General features: G+C 61.1%; 15 protein-coding genes and 1 pseudogene. 10 read left to right on the top strand and 6 right to left on the bottom strand.

The features are described from left to right. Window positions 1-291: 291 nt before the first annotated feature. Window positions 292-1,557: a phosphoribosylamine--glycine ligase gene (gene purD / locus T424_RS0107545; RefSeq protein WP_027487198.1), complete on the bottom strand. Its 1,266-nt coding sequence runs from the start codon at window positions 1,555-1,557 to the stop codon at window positions 292-294. Window positions 1,558-1,733: 176 nt separating this feature from the next. Between purD and T424_RS0107540 the strand changes: the two genes are divergently transcribed. The 3 genes and pseudogenes from T424_RS0107540 to ubiA all read left to right on the top strand — a co-directional run bounded on the left by T424_RS0107540 (window position 1,734) and on the right by ubiA (window position 6,535). Beyond that, window positions 1,734-4,049, top strand: a complete 2,316-nt coding sequence (locus tag T424_RS0107540) for a Tex family protein (protein WP_027487197.1) — start codon at window positions 1,734-1,736, stop codon at window positions 4,047-4,049. A gap of 137 nt (window positions 4,050-4,186) precedes the next feature. Then, window positions 4,187-5,437: pseudogene (locus T424_RS20400) on the top strand (class I SAM-dependent methyltransferase); the annotation flags it as partial. A gap of 147 nt (window positions 5,438-5,584) precedes the next feature. Continuing rightward, window positions 5,585-6,535 (top strand): 4-hydroxybenzoate octaprenyltransferase, encoded by a 951-nt coding sequence (gene ubiA, locus T424_RS0107530; protein ID WP_027487196.1) that lies wholly within the window; start codon window positions 5,585-5,587, stop codon window positions 6,533-6,535. A gap of 203 nt (window positions 6,536-6,738) precedes the next feature. Here the strand turns inward: ubiA and T424_RS0107525 are convergent, their stop codons facing one another. Next, on the bottom strand, window positions 6,739-7,305 hold the full coding sequence (locus T424_RS0107525) for a DUF6101 family protein (protein WP_027487195.1): 567 nt from the start codon (window positions 7,303-7,305) through the stop codon (window positions 6,739-6,741). A 383-nt stretch (window positions 7,306-7,688) separates the two neighbouring features. Here T424_RS0107525 and T424_RS0107520 point away from each other — a divergent pair, with 383 nt between their 5' ends. The 4 genes from T424_RS0107520 to modC all read left to right on the top strand — a co-directional run bounded on the left by T424_RS0107520 (window position 7,689) and on the right by modC (window position 12,525). Beyond that, the gene (locus T424_RS0107520) at window positions 7,689-9,875 is read left to right on the top strand and encodes a DUF1217 domain-containing protein (RefSeq protein ID WP_027487194.1); all 2,187 of its coding nucleotides are present in this window, start codon (window positions 7,689-7,691) and stop codon (window positions 9,873-9,875) included. Between the two features lie 93 nt (window positions 9,876-9,968). Beyond that, window positions 9,969-10,748 carry a molybdate ABC transporter substrate-binding protein gene (gene modA / locus T424_RS0107515; RefSeq protein ID WP_027487193.1) on the top strand — a complete coding sequence of 260 codons (780 nt, stop codon included), beginning with the start codon at window positions 9,969-9,971 and terminating at the stop codon, window positions 10,746-10,748. Window positions 10,749-10,765: 17 nt separating this feature from the next. After that, window positions 10,766-11,455, top strand: coding sequence for a molybdate ABC transporter permease subunit (gene modB, locus T424_RS0107510; protein WP_027487192.1), 690 nt, complete (start codon window positions 10,766-10,768; stop codon window positions 11,453-11,455). Next, window positions 11,452-12,525, top strand: a complete 1,074-nt coding sequence (modC, locus tag T424_RS0107505) for a molybdenum ABC transporter ATP-binding protein (protein ID WP_037066930.1) — start codon at window positions 11,452-11,454, stop codon at window positions 12,523-12,525. Before modB ends, modC begins: the two co-directional genes overlap by 4 nt. Window positions 12,526-12,668: 143 nt before the next feature. Here modC and T424_RS0107500 read toward each other — a convergent pair whose 3' ends face one another. From T424_RS0107500 to T424_RS0107490, 3 genes are read right to left on the bottom strand one after another with little or no spacing between them, the layout of a single operon-like run. Further along, window positions 12,669-13,013: a winged helix-turn-helix domain-containing protein gene (locus tag T424_RS0107500; protein WP_027487190.1), complete on the bottom strand. Its 345-nt coding sequence runs from the start codon at window positions 13,011-13,013 to the stop codon at window positions 12,669-12,671. After that, entirely contained in the window at window positions 13,010-14,443 is a 1,434-nt protein-coding gene (locus tag T424_RS0107495) for an FAD-binding oxidoreductase (RefSeq protein ID WP_027487189.1), read from the bottom strand. The genes T424_RS0107500 and T424_RS0107495 overlap by 4 nt, the downstream gene beginning before the upstream one ends. 9 nt (window positions 14,444-14,452) lie before the next feature. Beyond that, on the bottom strand, window positions 14,453-15,427 hold the full coding sequence (locus T424_RS0107490; RefSeq protein WP_051558848.1) for an L-threonylcarbamoyladenylate synthase: 975 nt from the start codon (window positions 15,425-15,427) through the stop codon (window positions 14,453-14,455). Between the two features lie 29 nt (window positions 15,428-15,456). Here T424_RS0107490 and T424_RS0107485 point away from each other — a divergent pair, with 29 nt between their 5' ends. The 3 genes from T424_RS0107485 (at window position 15,457) to tcuC (ending at window position 18,887) form a co-directional block, all read left to right on the top strand. Beyond that, window positions 15,457-15,798, top strand: a complete 342-nt coding sequence (locus T424_RS0107485; protein ID WP_154664832.1) for a hypothetical protein — start codon at window positions 15,457-15,459, stop codon at window positions 15,796-15,798. A gap of 122 nt (window positions 15,799-15,920) precedes the next feature. After that, on the top strand, window positions 15,921-16,997 hold the full coding sequence (locus T424_RS0107480; RefSeq protein ID WP_027487186.1) for a GGDEF domain-containing protein: 1,077 nt from the start codon (window positions 15,921-15,923) through the stop codon (window positions 16,995-16,997). Between the two features lie 585 nt (window positions 16,998-17,582). Beyond that, entirely contained in the window at window positions 17,583-18,887 is a 1,305-nt protein-coding gene (tcuC, locus tag T424_RS0107475) for an MFS transporter (protein WP_027487185.1), read from the top strand. Here the strand turns inward: tcuC and T424_RS0107470 are convergent. Next, a complete protein-coding gene (locus T424_RS0107470; RefSeq protein ID WP_027487184.1) occupies window positions 18,859-20,262 on the bottom strand; it encodes an aldehyde dehydrogenase family protein in 1,404 nt (467 codons plus the stop codon). The two genes, tcuC and T424_RS0107470, sit on opposite strands and share 29 nt — an antisense overlap. Window positions 20,263-20,546 lie beyond the last annotated feature (284 nt).

Here is a 20,546-nt window from a genome sequence, read left to right as displayed (position 1 = left end):
AGAAGCCTTTCGAAAGCAGCACCCGCCCGCCAGACAATTTTCTGGCCGGACGGAAGATTTCTAGCGCTGTTTGTCTTTCATTCCGGTCAGCAAAAACGGTAAAATTTCACTTAAAGCGCTGTGCCGAGAATGAAATTTCCGCAGGAGGGGACGCCACTATTTTCACCCGTTCCGCCCGGACAGCCGCCCTTGCAGGGGAGGCGTCCGGCAGGACGATGTCGGGTAAATCACGCTGAAAACCGTTGAACCCTGTGGTATCCACTTTTCTCGGGTTGCGAGAGTTTGACCCGCTTACTCGCGCTCGATCGCCCGCCAGCCAATGTCGCGGCGGCAAAAGCCGTTTTCCCATTCAACCGTGTCCAGAAGCGCATAGGCACGCGCCTGCGCCGCCGAAACCGTCTTGCCGCGCGCCGTCACGTTGAGGACGCGCCCGCCGGTTGCCACGAGCTGGCCGTCCTTCATCGCCGTTCCGGCGTGGAAAACCTTGGCATCGGCGCTTTCTGCCGGAATATGGCGGATCGGCGTGTTCTTCTCATAGCTGCCGGGATAGCCTTTCGATGCCAGAACCACGGTCAGGGCCGGATCGTCATGCCATTGCGCCGTCACCTGATCGAGCGTTCCGGTGGCGGTAGCGTAGAGAATGGGCAGAATATCGCTTTTCAGGCGGGTCATCAGCACCTGGCATTCCGGGTCGCCGAAGCGCACATTGTATTCGATGAGTTCAGGGCCCTTGGCTGTTATCATCAGCCCGGCGAAAAATACGCCGCTGAACGGCATTCCAAGCTCCGCCATGCCGCGCATGGTGGGCTCGATAATCTCTTTCAGCGTGCGCTCCACCAGGTCCGGCGTCATGACCGGGGCTGGCGAATAGGCGCCCATGCCGCCGGTATTGGGGCCGGTATCGCCGTCGCCCACGCGCTTGTGATCCTGGGCGGTTGCCAGCGGCAGCAGGGTCTTGCCGTCGCACAGGCAGAAGAAGCTTGCCTCTTCGCCATCCAGAAAGGCCTCCACCACCACCTCGGCGCCGGCTGCGCCAAAGGCGCCTTCGAAGCAATCGTCAATGGCGGCCAGCGCCTCTTCCACCGTCATGGCCACCGTCACGCCCTTGCCTGCGGCAAGGCCATCGGCCTTGATGACAATGGGCGCGCCCTGTTCGCGCACATAGGCCTTGGCCTTGGGCGCATTGTTGAAGCGCTGATAGGCGCCGGTGGGAATGCCGAAGCGGGCGCAGATGTCCTTGGTGAAGCCTTTGGAGCCTTCCAGTTGCGCCGCCGCCGCCGAAGGGCCGAAAACGGCAAGCCCCGCCGCCCGCAAGCTGTCGGCAAGCCCGGCCACCAGCGGCGCTTCCGGACCGACGACGACGAAGGTGATGCCCTTTTCCCGGCAAAAGGCGAGAACCGCGTCATGGTCATCGATATTCAGTGCCACCAGCACGGCATGTTCGCCAATGCCGGGATTGCCGGGGGCTGCGTAGAATTCCTCAAGCAGGGGAGACTGCGCAATCTTCCATGCCAGGGCATGTTCGCGTCCGCCGGAACCGATCAACAGAAGTTTCATTGTCTGCCTCCACCTTGGTTGAAGGCCGCGCCTTCACGTTCGTTGAAGGGCGGTTACGGCCCGCCACCGCAAAAATCAAGGAAAAAGCCGCTTTCCTGTGGAGGGTCTTGCACATCCGTTGCCTCGCCACGATCTCACGCTATGGTCCGCCCACAAAAACTGGAGAAGACATCGCCATGGCCGACGACATCAAATCCATTGCCGCCATCATTGCCGGTGAGATCAAGGCGCGTCCCGATCAGGTGATTTCCGCCGTCGGCCTGCTGGATGAGGGCGCGACCGTTCCCTTCATCGCCCGTTACCGCAAGGAAGTGACCGGCGGGCTCGACGATACGCAATTGCGCAATCTGGCCGAGCGGCTCACCTATCTGCGCGAGCTTGGCAGCCGCCGCAAGGCGATTTTCGACAGCATTTCCGGCCAGGGCAAGATGAGCGACGAGCTGGCGGTGAAGATTGCCGCCGCCCAGACCAAGGCGGAACTGGAAGACCTTTATCTGCCCTACAAGCCCAAGCGTCGCACCCGTGCCGAGATGGCCCGCGAAAAGGGGCTGGGGCCTTTGGCAGAAGCAATTCTGGCCGATCGGGCCTGCGATCCGGCCGAGCTTGCCAAGGCCTGGCTTGGCCCTGAGGTGGTGGATGTGAAGGCGGCGCTGGAAGGGGCGCGCGACATCGTGGCCGAGGCCATGTCGGAAAATGCCGAGCTGCTGAAGACCCTGCGCAATCATCTGAAGGACAAGGCTTTCCTCTATTCCAAGGTGGTGGAAGGCAAGCAGGCGGCGGGCGAAAAATTCGCCGACTACTTCGATCATTTCGAGCGCTGGGCCACGGTTCCCGGCCACCGGGCGCTGGCCATGCTGCGCGGCTGGAACGAAGAGGTGCTGACACTGTCCATCGAGGCAGACAAGGACGATACCGCCGCCATCAAGCCCGCCCAGCGCATGATCGCCAATGCCTATGAGGTGAGGGCGAAAGGCCCCGCCGACCAATGGCTGCTGGATGTGGCGGGCTGGACCTGGCGCGTCAAGCTTTCCACCTCGCTCTCGCTCGATCTGATGCGTGAGCTGCGCGAACGCGCCGAGGAGGAGGCCATTCACGTTTTCGCCCGCAATCTCAAGGATCTGCTGCTGGCGGCGCCCGCCGGATCGCGGCCCACCATGGGGCTTGATCCCGGCATCCGCACCGGCGTGAAGGTTGCGGTCGTGGATGGCACCGGCAAGCTTCTGGAAACCGCCACTGTCTATCCCTTCCAGCCGAAAAACGATTTGCGCGGCGCTCAGGCGGAAATCGCCAGCCTGATCCGCAAGCACAAGGTGGAGCTGATCGCCATCGGCAATGGCACGGCCAGCCGCGAGACGGAAAAGCTGGTGGCCGATCTTCTGGCAGCACTTCCCGCCACGGGCGCAAAGCCCACCAAAGTCATCGTCTCGGAGGCGGGCGCGTCGGTCTATTCCGCCTCTGAAACCGCGGCGAAGGAGTTTCCCGGCCTCGATGTCTCGCTGCGCGGTGCCGTGTCCATTGCCCGCCGCTTGCAGGATCCGCTGGCGGAACTGGTCAAGATCGAGCCGAAATCGATCGGCGTCGGCCAGTATCAGCATGATGTCGATCAGGGCAAGCTTGGCCGCTCGCTGGATGCCGTGGTGGAGGATGCGGTGAATGCCGTGGGCGTGGATCTCAACACGGCTTCTGCCCCGCTTCTGGCGCGGGTTTCAGGGCTTGGCGGGGCGATTGCCGAGGCTATCGTCACGCATCGCGATCAGAATGGCCCCTTTGCCACCCGCAAGGAATTGCTGAAAGTGGCCCGTCTTGGCGCACGCACCTTCGAGCAATGCGCCGGCTTTTTGCGCATTCCCAACGGCAAGGAGCCGCTCGACGCCTCCGCCGTTCACCCGGAAGCCTATGGCGTGGCCAAGAAGATCGTGGCGGCCTGCGGGCGTGACCTGCGCACGCTGATGGGCGATAGCGCGGCGCTGAAAAGCCTCGATCCGAAGCAGTTTGTCGATGAACAATTCGGCCTTCCGACCGTGAAGGACATTCTGTCCGAGCTTGAAAAGCCCGGCCGCGACCCGCGCCCGAGCTTCAAGACGGCAAGTTTTGCCGAAGGCGTGAACGAGATCGAGGATCTCAAGCCCGGAATGCAGCTTGAAGGCACGGTGACAAATGTTGCCGCCTTCGGTGCCTTCGTGGATATTGGCGTGCATCAGGACGGGCTGGTGCATGTCTCGCAACTGGCAGACCGCTTCATCAAGGATCCGCATGAGGTGGTGAAGGCCGGTGACGTGGTGAAGGTGCGCGTTGTGGAAGTGGATGTGAAGCGCAAGCGCATCGCCCTTTCCATGCGCAAGGATGGCGGCGAAGCGCCGCCGCCGTCCATGCGGGACAATCGCGGCAATGCCAATCTGCGCCATGCCGGCAAGGGCGAGCCGCGCAAGGCCGAGCAATCCTCCATGGGCGGGCTTGGGGCTGCCCTTGCGGAAGCCATGCGGCGGAAATAGCCGGAGCAGGGCGAACGCCCCCGGTTTTGTTCCCTGATCATGGTTAAAAAATATGTGACAAAAGCATCTTGTCAGACGCTTCAAAGAGCATAGGGTGATGTCCGGCGGACGGAAATCCTTCTCTTCTGGAGGTATCAATGGCATCATCGCTACGTCGCATATTGCAGCGGATCATCCGGCGCGGAACCCTTGAGGTGACAGGTGCGGATGGTTTGACAGAACGCATGGGGGATGGCGGCGAGCCGATTGTCGCCTTGCGCTTTCTCGACGATCGGGCTGAAGAAGAAGTGGCCCGCGATGCCCAGCTCAAGCTGGGCGAAATCTATATGCAGGGCCGGATGCTCGTTGAAAAGGGCGACATCTACGACCTGCTGACCCTCGTCAAGGACAATACCCTCGTTACGGACCTCAATTTCTCCATGCTGTGGCGCGGGCTGCTGCGCATTGCCGCGGCGCGTTTGCGGGGGCTTTTTCCGGTCAATCGCAACCGGCGCAATGTCGCCCATCATTATGATCTCGATGGCCGTCTGTTCGATCTGTTTCTCGATGACGACTGGCAATATTCCTGCGCCTATTTCAACCCGCCCGGCATTTCGCTGGACGAGGCGCAGCTTGCGAAAAAGCGCCATATCGCTGCAAAGCTTTGCCTGGAGGAGGGCCAGCGCGTGCTGGAAATCGGCTCCGGCTGGGGCGGCATGGCGCTTTATCTTGCCGAGATTTGCGGCGCCGATGTGTCTGGCATCACGCTCAGCGAGGAGCAGCTGAAGGTTTCGCGCGCACGCGCCGCCCGGCGCGGCATGGAAGAATTTCTGCGTTTCGACCTTCAGGATTACCGGACCATGCAGGCCGATCCCTTCGACCGGATCGTCTCCGTCGGCATGTTCGAGCATGTGGGCAAGGCCAATTACGGCCATTTCTTCGGTAAACTCTCAAAATTGCTGGCCGATGACGGGGTGATGGTGCTGCATTCCATCGGGCAGCCCTATCCGGCACTCTACAACAACCCGTTTTTCGAGAAATATATCTTCCCCGGCGGTTACATCCCCTCGCTGGCGGAGGTGTTGCCAGCAATCGAAAAAAGCGGCTTGCTGGTGGCAGACTGCGAAATTCTGCCGATGCACTACGCCCACACGCTGCGCCATTGGCGCCAGCGCTTCATGGCGCGACGGCAAGAGGCGGCAAGGCTTTACGACGAGGCCTTCGTGCGGATGTGGGAATTTTATCTGGCAGGTTCGGAAATGGCCTTCAGCCATGAGGACTTCTTCATCTTCCAGCTCCAGATCACCAAACGGCGCATGGCGGTGCCGGGCAATCGCGACTATATCGGCCAGCGCGAGGCGCAGTTGCGCGAGCGTGAAACATGCCGTCCGCCGCTGGAAAAAGTCACGCTCCAGCCTGAGGCCGGAGAGGGCGAGCCGCATGTCCTGCCGCAAGAGACGGCTTTTCCGGCATGGCGACGCGCGGGCAAGGGGGCGCGATAATCGCTGAGGACAGTTGCGCTTTTCGCGCTTGCTGCTTTGGTCTATCAAGGAGGCATGACAACAGCCGATTCCTCCGCCCGCGTCGCAGACGCGCCTTCCGACAACTGGGTCTATCGCACCCTGCCGCGTGCCCTCTGGCCCTATGCCCAGCTTGCCCGCTGGGACAGGCCCATTGGCTGGCAATTGCTGATGTGGCCGTGTTTGTGGTCTTCGGCGCTGGCCGCCAATGCGCTGGCGGGGCAGGGTAGGCTGCATTTCGGTCTGTTTCTTTTCCAGCTTCTGCTGTTTTTCATCGGCTCGGTCGCCATGCGCGGTGCCGGTTGCACCTATAACGATCTTGTCGATCACGAGATCGACATGGCCGTGGCGCGCACCCGCTCACGGCCCTTGCCGTCCGGGCGCGTCAGCCGCCTTCAGGCAAAGCTGTTCATCCTGGCGCAAATGCTGGCGGGGCTTGCCGTGCTTTTGTGTTTCAACTTCTTTTCGGTGGTTCTGGCCATTGCCTCGCTGGTGGTGGTGGCGATTTACCCCTTCGCCAAGCGTTTTACCGACTGGCCGCAATTCTTCCTCGGCCTTGCCTTTTCCTGGGGCGGGTTGATGGGCTGGGCCGGGCTCACCGGCGGGCTTTCCATGCCCGCCTTGCTGACCTATGCCGCAGCCGTGGTCTGGACCATCGGCTATGACACGATCTACGCCCATCAGGACAAGGAGGATGATGCGCTGATCGGTGTGCGCTCCACTGCAAGGCTTTTCGCTGCGGATACGAAAATCTGGCTTATCGGCTTTTACGGCTCGATGATGCTGCTGCTGCTGGCAGCCTTCATCGGCGCGGGCGTCGGGCTTCCGGCCTATCTTGGCCTGCTTGCGGCAGCGGTGCTGCTGGCCTACCAGATCGTGGTTCTGGATATAGACAATCCCGGCCAGTGCCTTGCCCTGTTCAAGATGAATACACCTGTGGGCATATTGCTGTTTGCCGGTCTGCTGATCGGCATTCCTTTCGCGTGAACGCAAGACGCGCGGCGCTGTAAAGCGGCCTGAAATGAAACAGGCCCGCTCTGGTCTGTCCGTGAGCGGGCCGAAGATGTTTGCATTTTTCATGGGGAATATCTCAAGCCTCTGACGCAGTTGAGATATTCGAAATCCCCTCAAGGCAAGGATGCATTCGCATCTTCGAGCCTTGGCATAAGACGCGCTGAGCGCGATATGATTCAGCTTCGCGCGATGATTTCGCGGCCGGAAATCTTCATGGTGACGCCCAGAGTGCCGGTGCTGCGGCGCACGAGGAAGCGCGGACGGCGTTCGGCGAAATAGGAATGGCGGCGGCGAGACTTTGCCGGCTGCGTGCGGATTTCGCCCAGATGGTCTTCCAGCGGGCGGGCCACGCCATCGGCTTCCACCATCAGCATGGGAATGCGGAAAGCCTGCGCCCAGGCCCGCCAGTCGGCGGCAATGTCGCACAGATCATGCGCCACCAGCAGGGGAATGCTCAGTTCGGGATCGTCGTGATGCAGCTCCAGCGTCACCGTCACGTCGCCATTGCCATGATCGATGGCGCGGGCGGCCACACCCTTGAAGGCGCGGGCAGGAAGGGCAAATGACAGCGGCAAGCCGCTGGAAGGCAGGATCTTTCGCAGCACCGCACCCCGTTCATCGACGGTAATGCTGACATCTCCGGACGTGCCGCGCAATGCATAGCTCATCTGCTGCGGAAAGCGGGCCGGGTCCAGGCGGAAAGTCGCTCCGGCCCATTCGGGCTTTGTAACCGTGTTCGTCATCATGCTACCCTTGTTTTACCTGAGAGCCGTCTGAAGGGCTCCTTATCCGGGACGTTTTCGTCCTCTGGGGCAGAAGATAGCGCCGCCCTGTTCCGCAGCGCTTAAAAATCGCGGTTAAGAAAGATTTGCCGTGTGGGATGGTTATCGAAATGCCATTTTCCAAGGTTTCATTTCGATGAACGGGAATCTGAAGATTGCCCGCAAATTTTTAAGGGAAATGGCGTTAATATGTGTAAAGCTATGCCCTGTCCTACAGCCAGGGGCAAGGCTTGCCGGTCATGATGACCTGTCGAAATCTGGGTGCTTCGCCAACATGAAGGCGTGGGGCACCTCAAGGGCGGTATCCGCGCCGGTGGGGCGCAGCCTGTGACGGGAGTAATGGCATGGTCTCGACCTATACGAGCTACGACATCATCGCTCGCGATATGAAGACGAGCCTCAAGCGGGTGTCGCAGGAGCCGCAGGTCAGCCGCGAGGCGCAGTATTACAAGGATCATATCGGCAAGATCACCTCGGTCGATGAATTCATGGCCGATGACCGCCTTTATAATTACGCCATGACCGCGCACGGCCTTGAGGACATGATCTATGCCAAGGCCTTCATGAAGAAGGTGCTGGAAAGCGACCTCAACGATTCCAACAGCTATGCCAACAAGCTGACGGATGATCGCTATCGCAACTTTGCCGCTTCCTTCAACTTCACCAAGGGCACGACCGACAGCCAGACCGCCGCGCAGGAAGATGACGTGATCGGCCTTTACAAGCAGTCGCTGACCACGGAAGGCGACACGCTGAAGGAGGACGTGACCTATTACGACAGCGCGATCGACCAGGTGAAAAGCGTGGACGATCTGGTGAAGAACAGCCGTCTGGCCTCCATCGTGCTGACGGCTTACGGCGTCGATCCCACCTATTATTCCGCCGATCACCTGAAAAAGGTGCTGACCAGCGACGTCAATGACAGCTCTTCCTATGTCAACACGCTGACCACCAACAAATCGGCCTATCTTGCCATCGCCAAGGCCTTTTCCTTCAACAGCGACGGATCGCTCGCCTCCACCACGGCCCAGACCGCCACGCAGAAGGATGAGGTGGAGAACAATTATCTCGAGGCGAAATCCACCGTGGAAAGCGCCTTCATGGCCGAACGCGAGACGGCCTATTACAAGAGCAAGATTGCCACCGTCACGCAGGTTTCCGACATTACCGGCGATGCGCGCATGTTCAACTACGTCAAGACCGCGCTTGGCCTGGACAAGAACATGCTGAAGGCGACCTTCGAAAACATCGTCACCAGCGATCTGACCGACGCCAACAGCTATGCCAATACCCAGGGCGATGGCAGCTATCCGGCTCTGGCCAAGATGTTCAATTTCTCCACCGATGGCACGGTGACAGCCGGCAATGCGCAATCCACCGCGCAGCTCGACCAGACGACCAGCCAGTACACCACCAATTACGACGATGCCGACCAGAAAAGCACCGATAGCCTGACCAGCTATTATTCCACCCAGATGAAAAGCATCGCCAAGGTGGACGATCTCCTGAGCAACACGCGCATCTACGGCATGTTGATGAAGGCCTATGGCATTGGCGAGGACGAATTCAGCAAGGCGACGCTGAAAAAGGTTCTGACCAGCGACATGACCGATCCGGCAAGCTATGCCAACAAGACCAAGGACAAACGGTTGATCAGCCTGGCGTCGGCTTTCAACTTCAAATCCGACGGCACGGCGGATGTGCCGCTTCTGGCCCAGTCGGAGCGCACCATCACCTCGATTGCCAAGGATTACATCGTTCAGAAAACCAAGTTCCTGACCGGAAAGGATCAGACCACGGCCAAGACCGCTGCCGAGGCGGATGCCAAATATTATCAGGAAAACATCGTCAAGATCCGTTCGTCGGAGGAATTGATCAAGGACCGCAAGCTGACGGATTTCGTGCTGACCTCCATGGGGCTCGATCCCAAGGATGTCAGCGACGACATGCTGAAACAGCTCTTCTCCTCCGACCTTACCGACCCGAAAAGCTTTGCCAACAGCCAGAGCGACGAACGCTATGCCGAATTCGTCGCCTCCTTCAATTTCGATAAGGACGGCAAACTGTCACACGATACGGAAAAGGGCATCCAGACGCGCGGGGAAATCCTTTCCACCGAAAACCTCTATCTGCACCAGACCATGGAAACCGAGCAGGGCGACAGCAATGCGGGCGTGCGGCTGGCGCTCTACTGGCAGCGCATGGCGCCCACTATCACCTCTGCCTATGACATTCTCGGCGATCAGGCCTTGCTGGAAGTGTTCCGCACCACCTTCAGCCTGCCCACCGAAATGAGCAGCATGGATCTGGAAAAGCAGAAGGCGCTTGTCGAAAAGAACCTCGATCTCAAGGATCTGACCGATCCCGACAAACAGAAGAAATTCCTCCAGCGTTTTGCCGCCATGTATGATCTGGCCAATGGCACAGGCTCCGACACCTCCGCCGCCAGCACGGCATTGACGCTTCTGGGCGGTTCGTCGTCCAGCGGCGTGAGCGCCAGCATGTTGGAATCCGTCAACGCGCTTGGTTGATTCTTCCGCGTGAAAACCAGCCGCGGGGCTTGCCCTGCGGCTCTGCTTCGGCTACCGAAATATCCATTCGGATATATCGATCAGGGGGTGGACATGTTGTCCTTGTTTCGCGCTGGTTTTCTGGCGGTTGTCATGCTGGTTTCTTCCGCGCAGGCGCTGTTTGCCGCCGATGCGGTCAGGGTTTTTGCCGCCGCAAGCCTCAAGGAAACGCTGGAAAAGGTTTCAGCTAACTGGAAGGCCGAGACCGGCACGGAGGTCAAGCTGTCCTTTGCCGCCAGTTCGGCGCTGGCAAGGCAGATCGAACAGGGCGCGCCTGCCGATCTTTTCGTCTCCGCCGATCTCGACTGGATGGATTATCTCGACAAGGCCGGGCGGATCGATGCGCAAAGCCGGGTAAACCTTCTGGGCAACCGGCTGGTGCTGATTGCCGCCAGCCAGTCGCAGGCAAAGCTTGCCATCGCGCCCGGCATGGACCTTGCCGGGGCGCTTTCAGGCGGACGGCTGGCCATGGGAGCGGTGCAATCGGTGCCGGCGGGCATTTACGGCAAGGCGGCGCTCGAAAAGCTTGGCCTCTGGCCGGGCGTGAAGGATCAGATTGCCCAGGCGGAAAATGTGCGCGCCGCCCTGCTTTTAGTGTCGCGGCAGGAGGCCCCGCTCGGTATCGTCTATGAAACCGATGCGAAGGTCGATCCGGGCGTCAAGATCCTCGATCGCTTCCCGGCAGGCAGTCATCCGCCGATCATTTATCCGGCGGCCCTGACCGCAGGCCCGCATTCGCAGGAGGCGGCGGCTTTCCTCGCCTATCTGCAAGGCAAAAAGGCGGGCGCTGTATTTTCCGCTGCCGGTTTCACGCTGCTGAACGAAGCGCAGTAAGCGATGCGGCGCTGCCGATGATCCTGACACCGGAAGACATCACCGCCCTGCTGCTGACGCTGAAAGTGGCGGGCAGCGCCGTTGCCCTGTCGCTGCCCTTTGGCGTCGCGATCGCCTGGCTTCTGGCCCGGAGGCGCTTTCCCGGCCATGTGGCTCTGGATGGGCTGGTACATTTGCCGCTTATTCTGCCGCCGGTGGTTACGGGCTATCTTCTGCTCGTCACCTTTGGGCGGCGCGGCCCGGTGGGCGCGTTTCTCGATCAATGGTTCGGCTTTACCTTCTCCTTCCGCTGGACGGGGGCGGCACTGGCCGCCGCCGTCATGGGCTTTCCGCTGATGGTGCGGGCTATCCGTCTTTCGCTGGAGGCTGTGGACCGAAAGCTGGAAACGGCAGCCGCCACCCTTGGGGCCGGGCCGGTGGCGGTGTTCTTCACCATAACCCTGCCGCTCACCCTGCCCGGCATTGCGGCGGGGGCGGTGCTGGCTTTTGCCAAGGCCATGGGCGAATTCGGCGCCACCATCACCTTCGTGTCGAATATTCCGGGCGAAACGCAGACGCTTTCCGCCGCCATCTATGGCTATACCCAGGTGCCGGGCGGGGAGGCGGGCGCGCTTCGCCTGACGCTGGTATCCGTGGCGCTCTCGTTTCTGGCGCTGATGGCGTCGGAGGTGCTGGCGCGGCGGCTGGCGAAACGGATTGCGCCATGAGCCTGCTCGACATCGATATTCGCCACCAACAGGGTGAGTTCATGCTCTGCGCCCGTTTTCAGGTCGGGCCGGGGCTGACGGTGCTGTTCGGCCCCTCCGGTTCGGGCAAAACCACGATGGTCAATGCGGTTGCAGGTCTTTTGTCGCCGGATGCAGGCCATATCCGCTTTGGCGAGCATGTGTGGAGCGATGCCGGAGGCGGGCATTTCGTGCCGCCGCATCGCCGCCGCATTGGCTATGTGTTTCAGGAGGCACGGCTTTTCCCGCATATGAGCGTTGCCGCCAATCTGCGCTATGGCGCCCGGTTTGTCCCGAAAGGCGCAGCGCGCGAGAGCCTTGAACGTATCAGCGATCTTTTGCGGCTGACGCCGCTCTTGCGGCGGATGCCTGCCGCCCTTTCCGGCGGCGAGCGGCAAAGGGTGGCGCTGGGGCGGGCGTTGATGGCATCCCCCCGGCTGTTGCTGATGGATGAACCGCTTTCGGCGCTCGATCACGATCTCAAGCAGCAGATCCTGCCCGATATGGAGCGTATCCGCGACGAGGCCCGCGTGCCGATCCTCTACGTCACGCATTCGCTGGCCGAGATGACGCGGCTTGCCAGCCGGATCGTCACGATGGAAAAAGGCAGGGCAGAGCTTCTTGAGCCGCAGCAGGCCCTGCCCGAATTGGGGGATAGCCGCGCCGGAAGCTTTATCCAGGCCGAAATCATCGGGCATGACGAGGGTGAGGGCGTGACGCTGGCGCGCTGCCGGGCCGGAACCCTGTTTCTTCGCCGCTCGCCCTTGCCGCCCGGCACGAAAATCCGGATTTTCCTGCCCGCCAGCGATGTCATTGTCGGGCGCGACGTGCAGGGCGCGCTTTCCTCGCTCAACCGGATTTCGGGCGCGGTGCAAAGGCTTGGAGAAGCGGATGCCAGCGTCACGGTCGATGTGGATTGCGCAGGCGATATAATCCGCGCCACTGTCACGCGGCAATCCATGCACATGCTTGGCCTTGCGCAAGGCACGCCCGTGACCCTGTTCTTCAAGGCGGTGGCCATTGAAGCCAGCGGCCTGTTCCGCCAGGCTTGAAGACCGGGACTATTCTTCCGCAGCCACGCTCTACTGCGCCGTGCGTTTTATCAAACGCACAAAGGACGCTGTAACACTTTAAAGCTGTTTGTTTTTACGCATTTCCGGACGGAAAACCGGTTTCCACTTTTCCTGAAAATGCTCTAGGTCGCGACCTTGGCAAGCCAGGAAAGATCGTCGCTGATTGAATTGCGGGCGGCCTCTTCCATGCGGCGGGCGCGCGCCAGCAATTCCTCGCCAAAGGGGGTGAGAAAGGCCCCGCCGCCGCTTTTGCCGCCGTGGCGGGTGGTAATGGAGGCTTCAACGAACATGCGGTTGATCTCGTCTGCCAGCAGCCAGGCGCGGCGATAGGACATGCCGAGAGCCTCTCCGGCGGAGCGGATCGAGCCTTTTTCGGCAATCAGCCCGAGCAGCGCCACCTTGCCGGGACCAAGCCGCAGACCGTTGGGAAAATCGATGCGGAAGGTGAGTTCGAGAGGCGCTGTCATCCGGGCGAGACCATCTTGCCGGGGTTCATGATGCCTGCCGGGTCGAAAGCCGCCTTGATACGGCGCATCAGCTCGGTTTCGATGGCCGGGCGTGTTGCCTCCAGTTCGTCGCGCTTCAACTGTCCCACGCCGTGTTCGGCGGAGATGGAGCCGCCATGCGCCAGCACGATGCGGTGGACCACGGCATTGACCTCCCGCCAGCGGGCGATGAATTCGGCCTTGTCGGCGCCCACGGGCTGGCTGATGTTGTAATGGATATTGCCGTCGCCCAGATGGCCGAAGGCGCAGATACGTGCGCCGGGAACGGTTTCCATCACCGCCTCTGCCGCCTCGCGCATGAAGGCGGGAATGCGGGCAACAGGCACCGAAACGTCGTGCTTGATGGAGCCGCCTTCGGGCTTTTGTGCCTCCGACATGCTTTCGCGCATGTGCCACAGCCCCTGTTGCTGGGCCAGCGAACCGGCAATCACGGCATTTTCCACAAGACCCGCGGCATGGCCTGCATCCAGGACCGCGTGCATCATGGATGCTGCACTTTCGGGGCTGTCGCTGGTGGAAATGTCGATCAGCGCATACCAGTCATGGCGGGTGGCAAGCGGATCGCGAACGCCGGAAATGTGGCGGGTGGTAAAATCCACGCCAATGCGCGGCATGAGTTCGAAGCCGGTGAGGGCAGGGCCGCATAGCGCGCTTGCCTTTTCGAACAGCGAAAGGGCAGCCTCGGGCGAGGCAAGTCCGGCAAAGGCCACTTCATGGCCGAGCGGTCGTGGGAAAAGCTTCAGCACCGCCCCGGTGATGATGCCGAGCGTGCCTTCCGCGCCAATGAACAGGTCGCGCAGGTCGTAACCGCTATTGTCCTTTTTCAGGCGGCGCAGGCCGTTCCACACCTCGCCGGTGGGCAGCACCACCTCCAGCCCCAGGCAGAGCTGGCGCATGTTGCCATAGGCCAGAACGGCGGTGCCACCGGCATTGGTGGCAAGATTGCCGCCGATGCGGCAGGAGCCCTCCGAGCCGAGAGACAGGGGAAAGAGCCGGTTGACCGCCTCTGCCGCCTTTTGAATATCGGCCAGAATGCAGCCTGCATCGGCAATGATGATATTGTCCAGCGGATCGATGTCGCGAATGCGGTTCATGCGGGCAAGCGATAGCAGCACGTCGCGGGAGCCTTCGCGCGGCACCTGTCCGCCGACATGGCCGGTGCGCCCGCCAACGGGCACGATGGGCGTGCCGGTCTGGCTGGCGAGCGCCATGATGCTCGAAACCTCATCCGTGCTTGCCGGCAAAAGCACAAGCGGCGAGGCGCCGTGGTAAAGCCCGCGGCTTTCCTTGAGATAGGGTGCAATGCCCTCGGCATCCGTCACGGCATTGGCGGCGCCGACAATGGCGATCATGCGTTCCAGCACGGCGGGGGAGGAAGGCTGTTCGCTCATTCTGTCACCTCAGGTCTTCGGCGCGGCGGCGCGCTGCAAACGGTCATTTATCGCCTCGCCGAGGCCGCTCATCGGAATGGCGGCAAAGGCGATGCGCGGGGCGCCGCTCGCATCGGCCAGCTTCATGAAGCTGAAAAGATTGGCCGCCGCTTCGGCAAGATTGCCCGCAGGGCTGAGATCGAGCACCAGAGCCGCTTTTTCAATGCCCGCCGGTGCGAAACCGGCAAATGTGACCAGTGCCTCTCCCGGCTCGACATGGGTGGCATTCAGCCGCACGGCGGCATCGGGGGCGTAATGGGAGGCCAGCATTCCCGGCGCCTCGATGATGGCGCCTGCCTTTTGCGGGCGGATAACGGTGCAACCCGTGGCGGCCTCGATGTCTTCCGCGGCCAGCCCGCCGGGACGCAACATGCGGATGGCGCCATCCTCCACCTTCAGTATGGTGGATTCCACGCCGACGGGCGCTGCGCCGCCATCCAGCACCAGCGCGATCCTCTCGCCCAGATCGGCAGCGACATGGGCGGCGCTGGTGGGGCTGATACGGCCCGAACGATTGGCGCTGGGGGCGGCCAGCGGCCTGCCGAAGGCGGCAATCAACCGGCCCGTCAGACCCTTGGGAATGCGAATGCCCACGCTGTCCAGCCCTGCCGTGGCAAGGCTGTGAATGGAACTTTCCGGCCGCAGCGGCAGGATCAGCGTCAACGGTCCGGGCCAGAAGCGCTCGGCAAGCTTCCGCGACAGCGGATCGAACACGGCATGACGCTCGGCCATGGCCAGGTCTGCCATGTGGCAGATCAGCGGATTGAAGCGCGGCCTGCCCTTGGTCTCGTAAATCCGGGCAATGGCTTCAGGATTGGTCGCATCGGCGGCCAGGCCATAGACCGTTTCCGTGGGAATGGCCAGGCATTGCCCGGCCTGAAGCAGCGGCAGGGCCGCAGCAATCGCCTCATCGGGCCGGGTGAGAGTGGAAATAATATCTGCCATGCCTTGTTTCCGGATCCGTCGCGGGTTTCATGTCATGGCATAAAGTTTGTCAGGCAAAAGTGGAAGCCGGTTTTGCGCCCGACAAACGACAGGCAAAGTTTGTCAGGCAAAAGTGGAAGCCGGTTTTGCCGCCCGACAAACGACAGGCAAAGTTTGTCAGGCAAAAGTGGAAGCCGGTTTTGCCGCCCGACAAACGATGGAGAAAGTTTGTCTGGCAAAAGTGGAAGCCGGTTTTGCCGTCCGACAAACGATGGAGAAACTTTGTCAGGCAAAAGTGGAAGCCGGTTTTCGGCATGGGAAAGCGGGCAGGGGCCGTTGCCACCAAGCCGGCTGTGAAGAAAGACCTTGAAAATTCACAGGGAGATGACTGATTTACCGTGGTTTTCAGGGGGTATTAATTAGTCTCTAAAACTTTACCGATCCCTGTAACCGAAAGAAAGAAGGATCGGGCTAGTGTGTCATCGAACGTTGATTCCAATCGGGGAAGCATTCGATGCAGCCTTTGAAAAATCCGGCTTCCAGCATTGCCTTGCGCGTCGCCACTGCCATGCACCAGATGGGCATTGAAGGCCTGCCGCGCAATTACGAGCTTGTCTATGAGGCCTATTCGGGCAGCAATCCGGATCTGGTGCGCGAATTCATCGCGCTGGGCAAGGTTAAAACGCAGGAAGCGCTGGATGCGCTGGGGCGCAAATATCTGCCCCATCATCATGAGGAAGCGATCCTGGCGCGCCACAATACCAAGGTGCGCGCCGAGATGAGCAGTTTCATCAATCTGCTCAATCAGGAAAAATCCTCGCTATCGGATTATGGCCGCCTGATCGGCGACGCCAGCCGCGTGATCGGCACGGAAGCCGATCTTGGCAATCCGGAACTCAGCCGCCAGATCCAGGCGCTGAAGGCCGCCACCGAGCAGCGGGTGGCCGAAAACAGTAACGTTGTGAAAACCGTTGCCGAAAAATCCGAACAGCTTGCCGGCGTGCAGCGCGAGGCCGAGCAGGTGGAGCAGGCGAAGTTCGTCGATCCGCTGACCGGCATGGGCAGCCGCCGGGCCTTCAACAAGGAACTGGCGAAAATCTACGTCAATCCGGCCATGCCGCTGCTGTGCGGGCTGGCGGTTGGTGAAATCGATGAATTCCAGAAACTGGCCGACCATCTCGGCCCGACGGTGACGGAGCGCTTCATCAAGCAGATCGCCAAGGTGGTCAAGGCGGTCGCGGGAACGGACGATCTGGTTTGCCGCTTCGATGGCAGCCGGTTCGGTATTCTGTTCTATACCTCCGATCAGGATGAAATCAGCCGCATCGTCAATGCCGTGCGCGCCAAGCTGAAGGCAACGGCGGTGATCAATGCGGGATCGAACGGTTCGCTGGGGCCGCTCACCATGTCCTTTGGGCTTTGCTTGTCAGAACAGGCGCCGAATGCTTTCGACCTGATGACCTGTTCGGAACGTGCGCTGGGGGCCTCGAAAGCGGCCGGGGGCGATACGGTGACGGTTTATGGCGCGGCGGAAGGCAATGCCTATGTGCCGAAGGACTGGCTTATCTACAAGCCTTACGTCGTGAACTGAGAACGAGGCGCGCAACCACGCCGGTACTTGGGGGCCGGTGCGGATTTCAAACATTTTTGCTTTCTCCAGCGCTCCGGCTGCCCTTGCGGCGCCGGGGTGTTTTCCGGCGCGTTGCAGTCCGGGCCGATCTCCTCGTGCCAAACTCCGGGTTGCGGAACGGGCCGAGGACTTTTTGCGTTGCAGTGACGGCGTGACGGTGTTAGCGCTAGCGCTGTCCGGCATGTCAGGGACATACCGGACAGCTGTAGGTTTATTTTAACGCATTTCCGATTTCCGGCTGCTGCGTGTCGCTTCGGCAAGGCCCTGCACCGCCTTGCAGGCACGGCTCCAGCCATTTTGAAGTGCAATCCATCGTGTGGGCTTGACCAGGGTGTGTGGGGATTCGACGTTGGGTGAGGCGAAAACGGTGATTTGCGAGAACCGGAGCGGAGTGTACTTAATGTACATGAGCACCGGAATCGCAGCAAATTGCCGTTTGCAGCCCGCCCAAAGTTGAATACCCACACACCCTGGGCGGCCTGCACGCCTTTCTCAGGCCGTGGCGCTCGTCGCGGTCTGAAGCGTTGAATGACAGGGAGACGCGCCATGCAGACGATGCGGGCCGAAAAAATCAAGACCGTGCTGCGGGTAACGAGCGGCAATTTTCTTGAAATGTTCGATTTCTTTCTTTTCGGCATTTATGCCAGCCATATTGCCCATACCTTCTTTCCAAACGAAAACGAGCTGGTCTCGTTGATGTCCACATTCCTCAGCTTTGCAGCGGGCTTCGTCATGCGGCCCATCGGCGCGCTGACGCTGGGGCCGTATATCGACCGCATCGGGCGGCGCAAGGGGCTGATCGTCACGCTGGCGCTGATGGCCATGGGCACGGCGCTCATCGTCTTTGTTCCGGGCTATGCGACCATCGGCATCGCAGCGCCGCTGCTGGTGCTGATCGGGCGGCTCTTGCAGGGCTTTTCCGCAGGTGTGGAACTGGGTGGCGTGTCGGTCTATCTTTCGGAAATGGCAACCCCCGGCCGCAAGGGCTTTTACGTCAGCTGGCAATCGGCCAGCCAGCAGGTGGCCATCATCGTGGCGGCGCTGATCGGCTTCACGCTCAACAAGCTGCTGATGCCGCAGCAGATTTCCGACTGGGGATGGCGCATTCCCTTCGCCATCGGCTGTCTGATCATTCCCTTCATTTTCGTGATCCGCCGCTCGCTTCAGGAAACGGCGGAATTTGCCGCCCGCGCCCACAAGGCGCCGACCACGGGCGAAGTGTTCCGCACCCTGGCCGCCAATTGGGCGGTGGTGCTGGGGGGCGTGGGCATGGTCATCATGACGACGGTGTCCTTCTATCTCATCACCGTCTACACCCCGTCCTTCGGCAAGACGGTGCTCAAACTGCCGGAAGCGGATGCGCTTCTGGTGACGATTGCCGTCGGCCTTTCGAATTTCATCTGGCTGCCGGTGTCGGGCGCGCTTTCCGATCGCATCGGCCGCAAGCCCATTCTCATCGTCTTTTCGCTGCTGGCCATTCTCACCGCCTATCCAGCGCTCAACTGGCTGGTCAGCGACATCACCTTCGGGCGCATGTTGGCGGTGGAACTGTGGCTGTCCTTCATCTATGCCTGGTATAACGGCGCCATGGTCGTCGCCCTTACCGAGGTGGTCCCGGTCAATGTGCGCACGGCGGGTTTTTCACTGGCCTATAGCCTTGCCACCACGCTTGGCGGCTCCTCGCTTGCCATCTCGACCTGGCTGATCGAATCGACCCAGGACAAGGCGGCCCCCGGCTACTGGATGGGCTTTGCCGGTGTCTGCGGCCTCGTTGCCTCGCTCTTCCTTTATCGCAAGGGCGGCAGGCGAGAGAGCGAAACCGTCATTGCCGCATCTGGAAGCGCGCGATAAGCCGGGCCAGCCTGCCGAAGGGCGGAGAAATCAGGCGCGCGGGGTTCAAGCCGCGCACCTCTGATACGCCCTTCGCGTGAGAGAAGCGGCGAAACCCGTCGCGTCCGTGATAGGCACCGACGCCGCTTGGGCCGACCCCGCCAAAGGGCAGGTCCGACTGGGCAATGTGCATCAGCGTGCCGTTCAGCGTCACATTGCCGGAATGGGTTTCCGTCAGCACTTCCGTCTGCTCGGCCTTGTCGCCCGAAAACAGATAGAGCGCCAGCGGGCGTGGCCCGGAGCGAATGAAGCGCAGGGCCTCTTCCAGTGTTTCATAGGGGACGAGCGGCAGCACGGGTCCGAAAATCTCCTCCTGCATGATCGAGCTCCTGCGGTCTGGATCGAGAACCAGCGTCGGGGCAAGTCTTTTGCCCGGACCGGGCAGGGGCGTCTCGCAGGTGAGGATTTGTGCGCCTGCCGCGCTTGCTTCGGCTATGGCCGCCTCCAGCCGCTCAAGGCCATTGCCCACCAGGCTTGTATAGTCCACACCCTGACGGTTTTCAGGATAAAAGCGGGTAATCTCCCGGAGAATGGCGTCGGCCAGCGGCTGGAGCAGCGGCCGTGGCACCAGCACATAATCTGGCGCGATGCAGGTCTGCCCGGCATTCACCATTTTGCCAAAGGCAATATCGCGGGCGGCTTTTTCCAGCGGCCAGCTTTCGGTGACGATGGCGGGCGATTTGCCGCCAAGCTCCAGTGTCAGCGGCGTAAGATTGGCCGCCGCCGCCGCCATGACCTTGCGGCCCACCGCAGTCGAGCCGGTAAAGAGCAGATGATCGAAGGGCAGGGCGGCAAAGGCTGCCGCCACATCGGCGCCGCCCGTCACCACCGTCACCTCTTCGGGCGCGAAGAAAGCCGCGACCGCCTCCTGCAACAGGGCGGCAGTCTGCGGCAACAGCTCGGAAGGTTTGATCATGACGCGGTTTCCCGCCGCCAGCGCCTCGATCAGCGGCTCCAGCGTCAGCATCAGCGGGTAGTTCCACGGCGCCATGATGCCGACGACGCCAAGCGGCTGATAGACGACGCGATTGCGAAACAGCAAAAAATCAAGGCTTGCCGTCCGTCGCTCCGGGGCCATCCAGCGCGCCAGATGGCGGCGAACGTGCCGCTCGGCCGAAAGCACCGGACCCAGTTCCAGAAGCGCGGTTTCCGCCGGGGCGCGCCTGCCAAAATCCCGGTCTATCGCCTCCGCAAGACGGGTACCAAAGGTCTCGACCAGTTGCCGCACGCGGCCGATCGCTTCCAGACGCCCGGCAAGGGCAGGGAAGGGGGAAGTGTCGAAGGCAAGACGCTGGGCGCTCAACAGCGCGGCAAGTTCCGGCAGGTTCTGGGTCATGGCAATCCGCTGGTTTATGCATTTCCGGGCGGAAAACCGGTTTCCACTTTTCCTGAAAATGCGCCAATACTCTATTTTAAAGCGATTATCTTGTCGATCCTCGCGTCACTTTGCCTGGATTGGGTTTTGACGGTCCTGCATCATTCCTTAACCGGCAATCGTCTATCACTCCGGTTGAAAGTGGTGGAGCAAAGGGAGGTTGCCTGTTTCGTTCCGGGGCGCGTTGCGCCGGAATGGTTGCGGCGGGTAGAAATTTCCACGCCTGATAAACGTAGAATGTACTA

This window comes from Allorhizobium undicola ORS 992 = ATCC 700741 (assembly GCF_000621665.1).
Classification (GTDB): domain Bacteria; phylum Pseudomonadota; class Alphaproteobacteria; order Rhizobiales; family Rhizobiaceae; genus Allorhizobium; species Allorhizobium undicola.
Note: the sequence above shows the minus strand (reverse complement) of the source record. Positions and strands in the feature narration are given on the sequence as shown.

Coding starts and splice junctions, on each gene's coding strand:
- purD (WP_027487198.1), bottom strand. CDS start 1,557: ATGAAACTTCTGTTGATCGGTTCCGGCGGACGCGAACATGCCCTGGCA.
- T424_RS0107540 (WP_027487197.1), top strand. CDS start 1,734: ATGGCCGACGACATCAAATCCATTGCCGCCATCATTGCCGGTGAGATC.
- ubiA (WP_027487196.1), top strand. CDS start 5,585: ATGACAACAGCCGATTCCTCCGCCCGCGTCGCAGACGCGCCTTCCGAC.
- T424_RS0107525 (WP_027487195.1), bottom strand. CDS start 7,305: ATGACGAACACGGTTACAAAGCCCGAATGGGCCGGAGCGACTTTCCGC.
- T424_RS0107520 (WP_027487194.1), top strand. CDS start 7,689: ATGGTCTCGACCTATACGAGCTACGACATCATCGCTCGCGATATGAAG.
- modA (WP_027487193.1), top strand. CDS start 9,969: ATGTTGTCCTTGTTTCGCGCTGGTTTTCTGGCGGTTGTCATGCTGGTT.
- modB (WP_027487192.1), top strand. CDS start 10,766: ATGATCCTGACACCGGAAGACATCACCGCCCTGCTGCTGACGCTGAAA.
- modC (WP_037066930.1), top strand. CDS start 11,452: ATGAGCCTGCTCGACATCGATATTCGCCACCAACAGGGTGAGTTCATG.
- T424_RS0107500 (WP_027487190.1), bottom strand. CDS start 13,013: ATGACAGCGCCTCTCGAACTCACCTTCCGCATCGATTTTCCCAACGGT.
- T424_RS0107495 (WP_027487189.1), bottom strand. CDS start 14,443: ATGAGCGAACAGCCTTCCTCCCCCGCCGTGCTGGAACGCATGATCGCC.
- T424_RS0107490 (WP_051558848.1), bottom strand. CDS start 15,427: ATGGCAGATATTATTTCCACTCTCACCCGGCCCGATGAGGCGATTGCT.
- T424_RS0107485 (WP_154664832.1), top strand. CDS start 15,457: ATGTCATGGCATAAAGTTTGTCAGGCAAAAGTGGAAGCCGGTTTTGCG.
- T424_RS0107480 (WP_027487186.1), top strand. CDS start 15,921: ATGCAGCCTTTGAAAAATCCGGCTTCCAGCATTGCCTTGCGCGTCGCC.
- tcuC (WP_027487185.1), top strand. CDS start 17,583: ATGCAGACGATGCGGGCCGAAAAAATCAAGACCGTGCTGCGGGTAACG.
- T424_RS0107470 (WP_027487184.1), bottom strand. CDS start 20,262: ATGACCCAGAACCTGCCGGAACTTGCCGCGCTGTTGAGCGCCCAGCGT.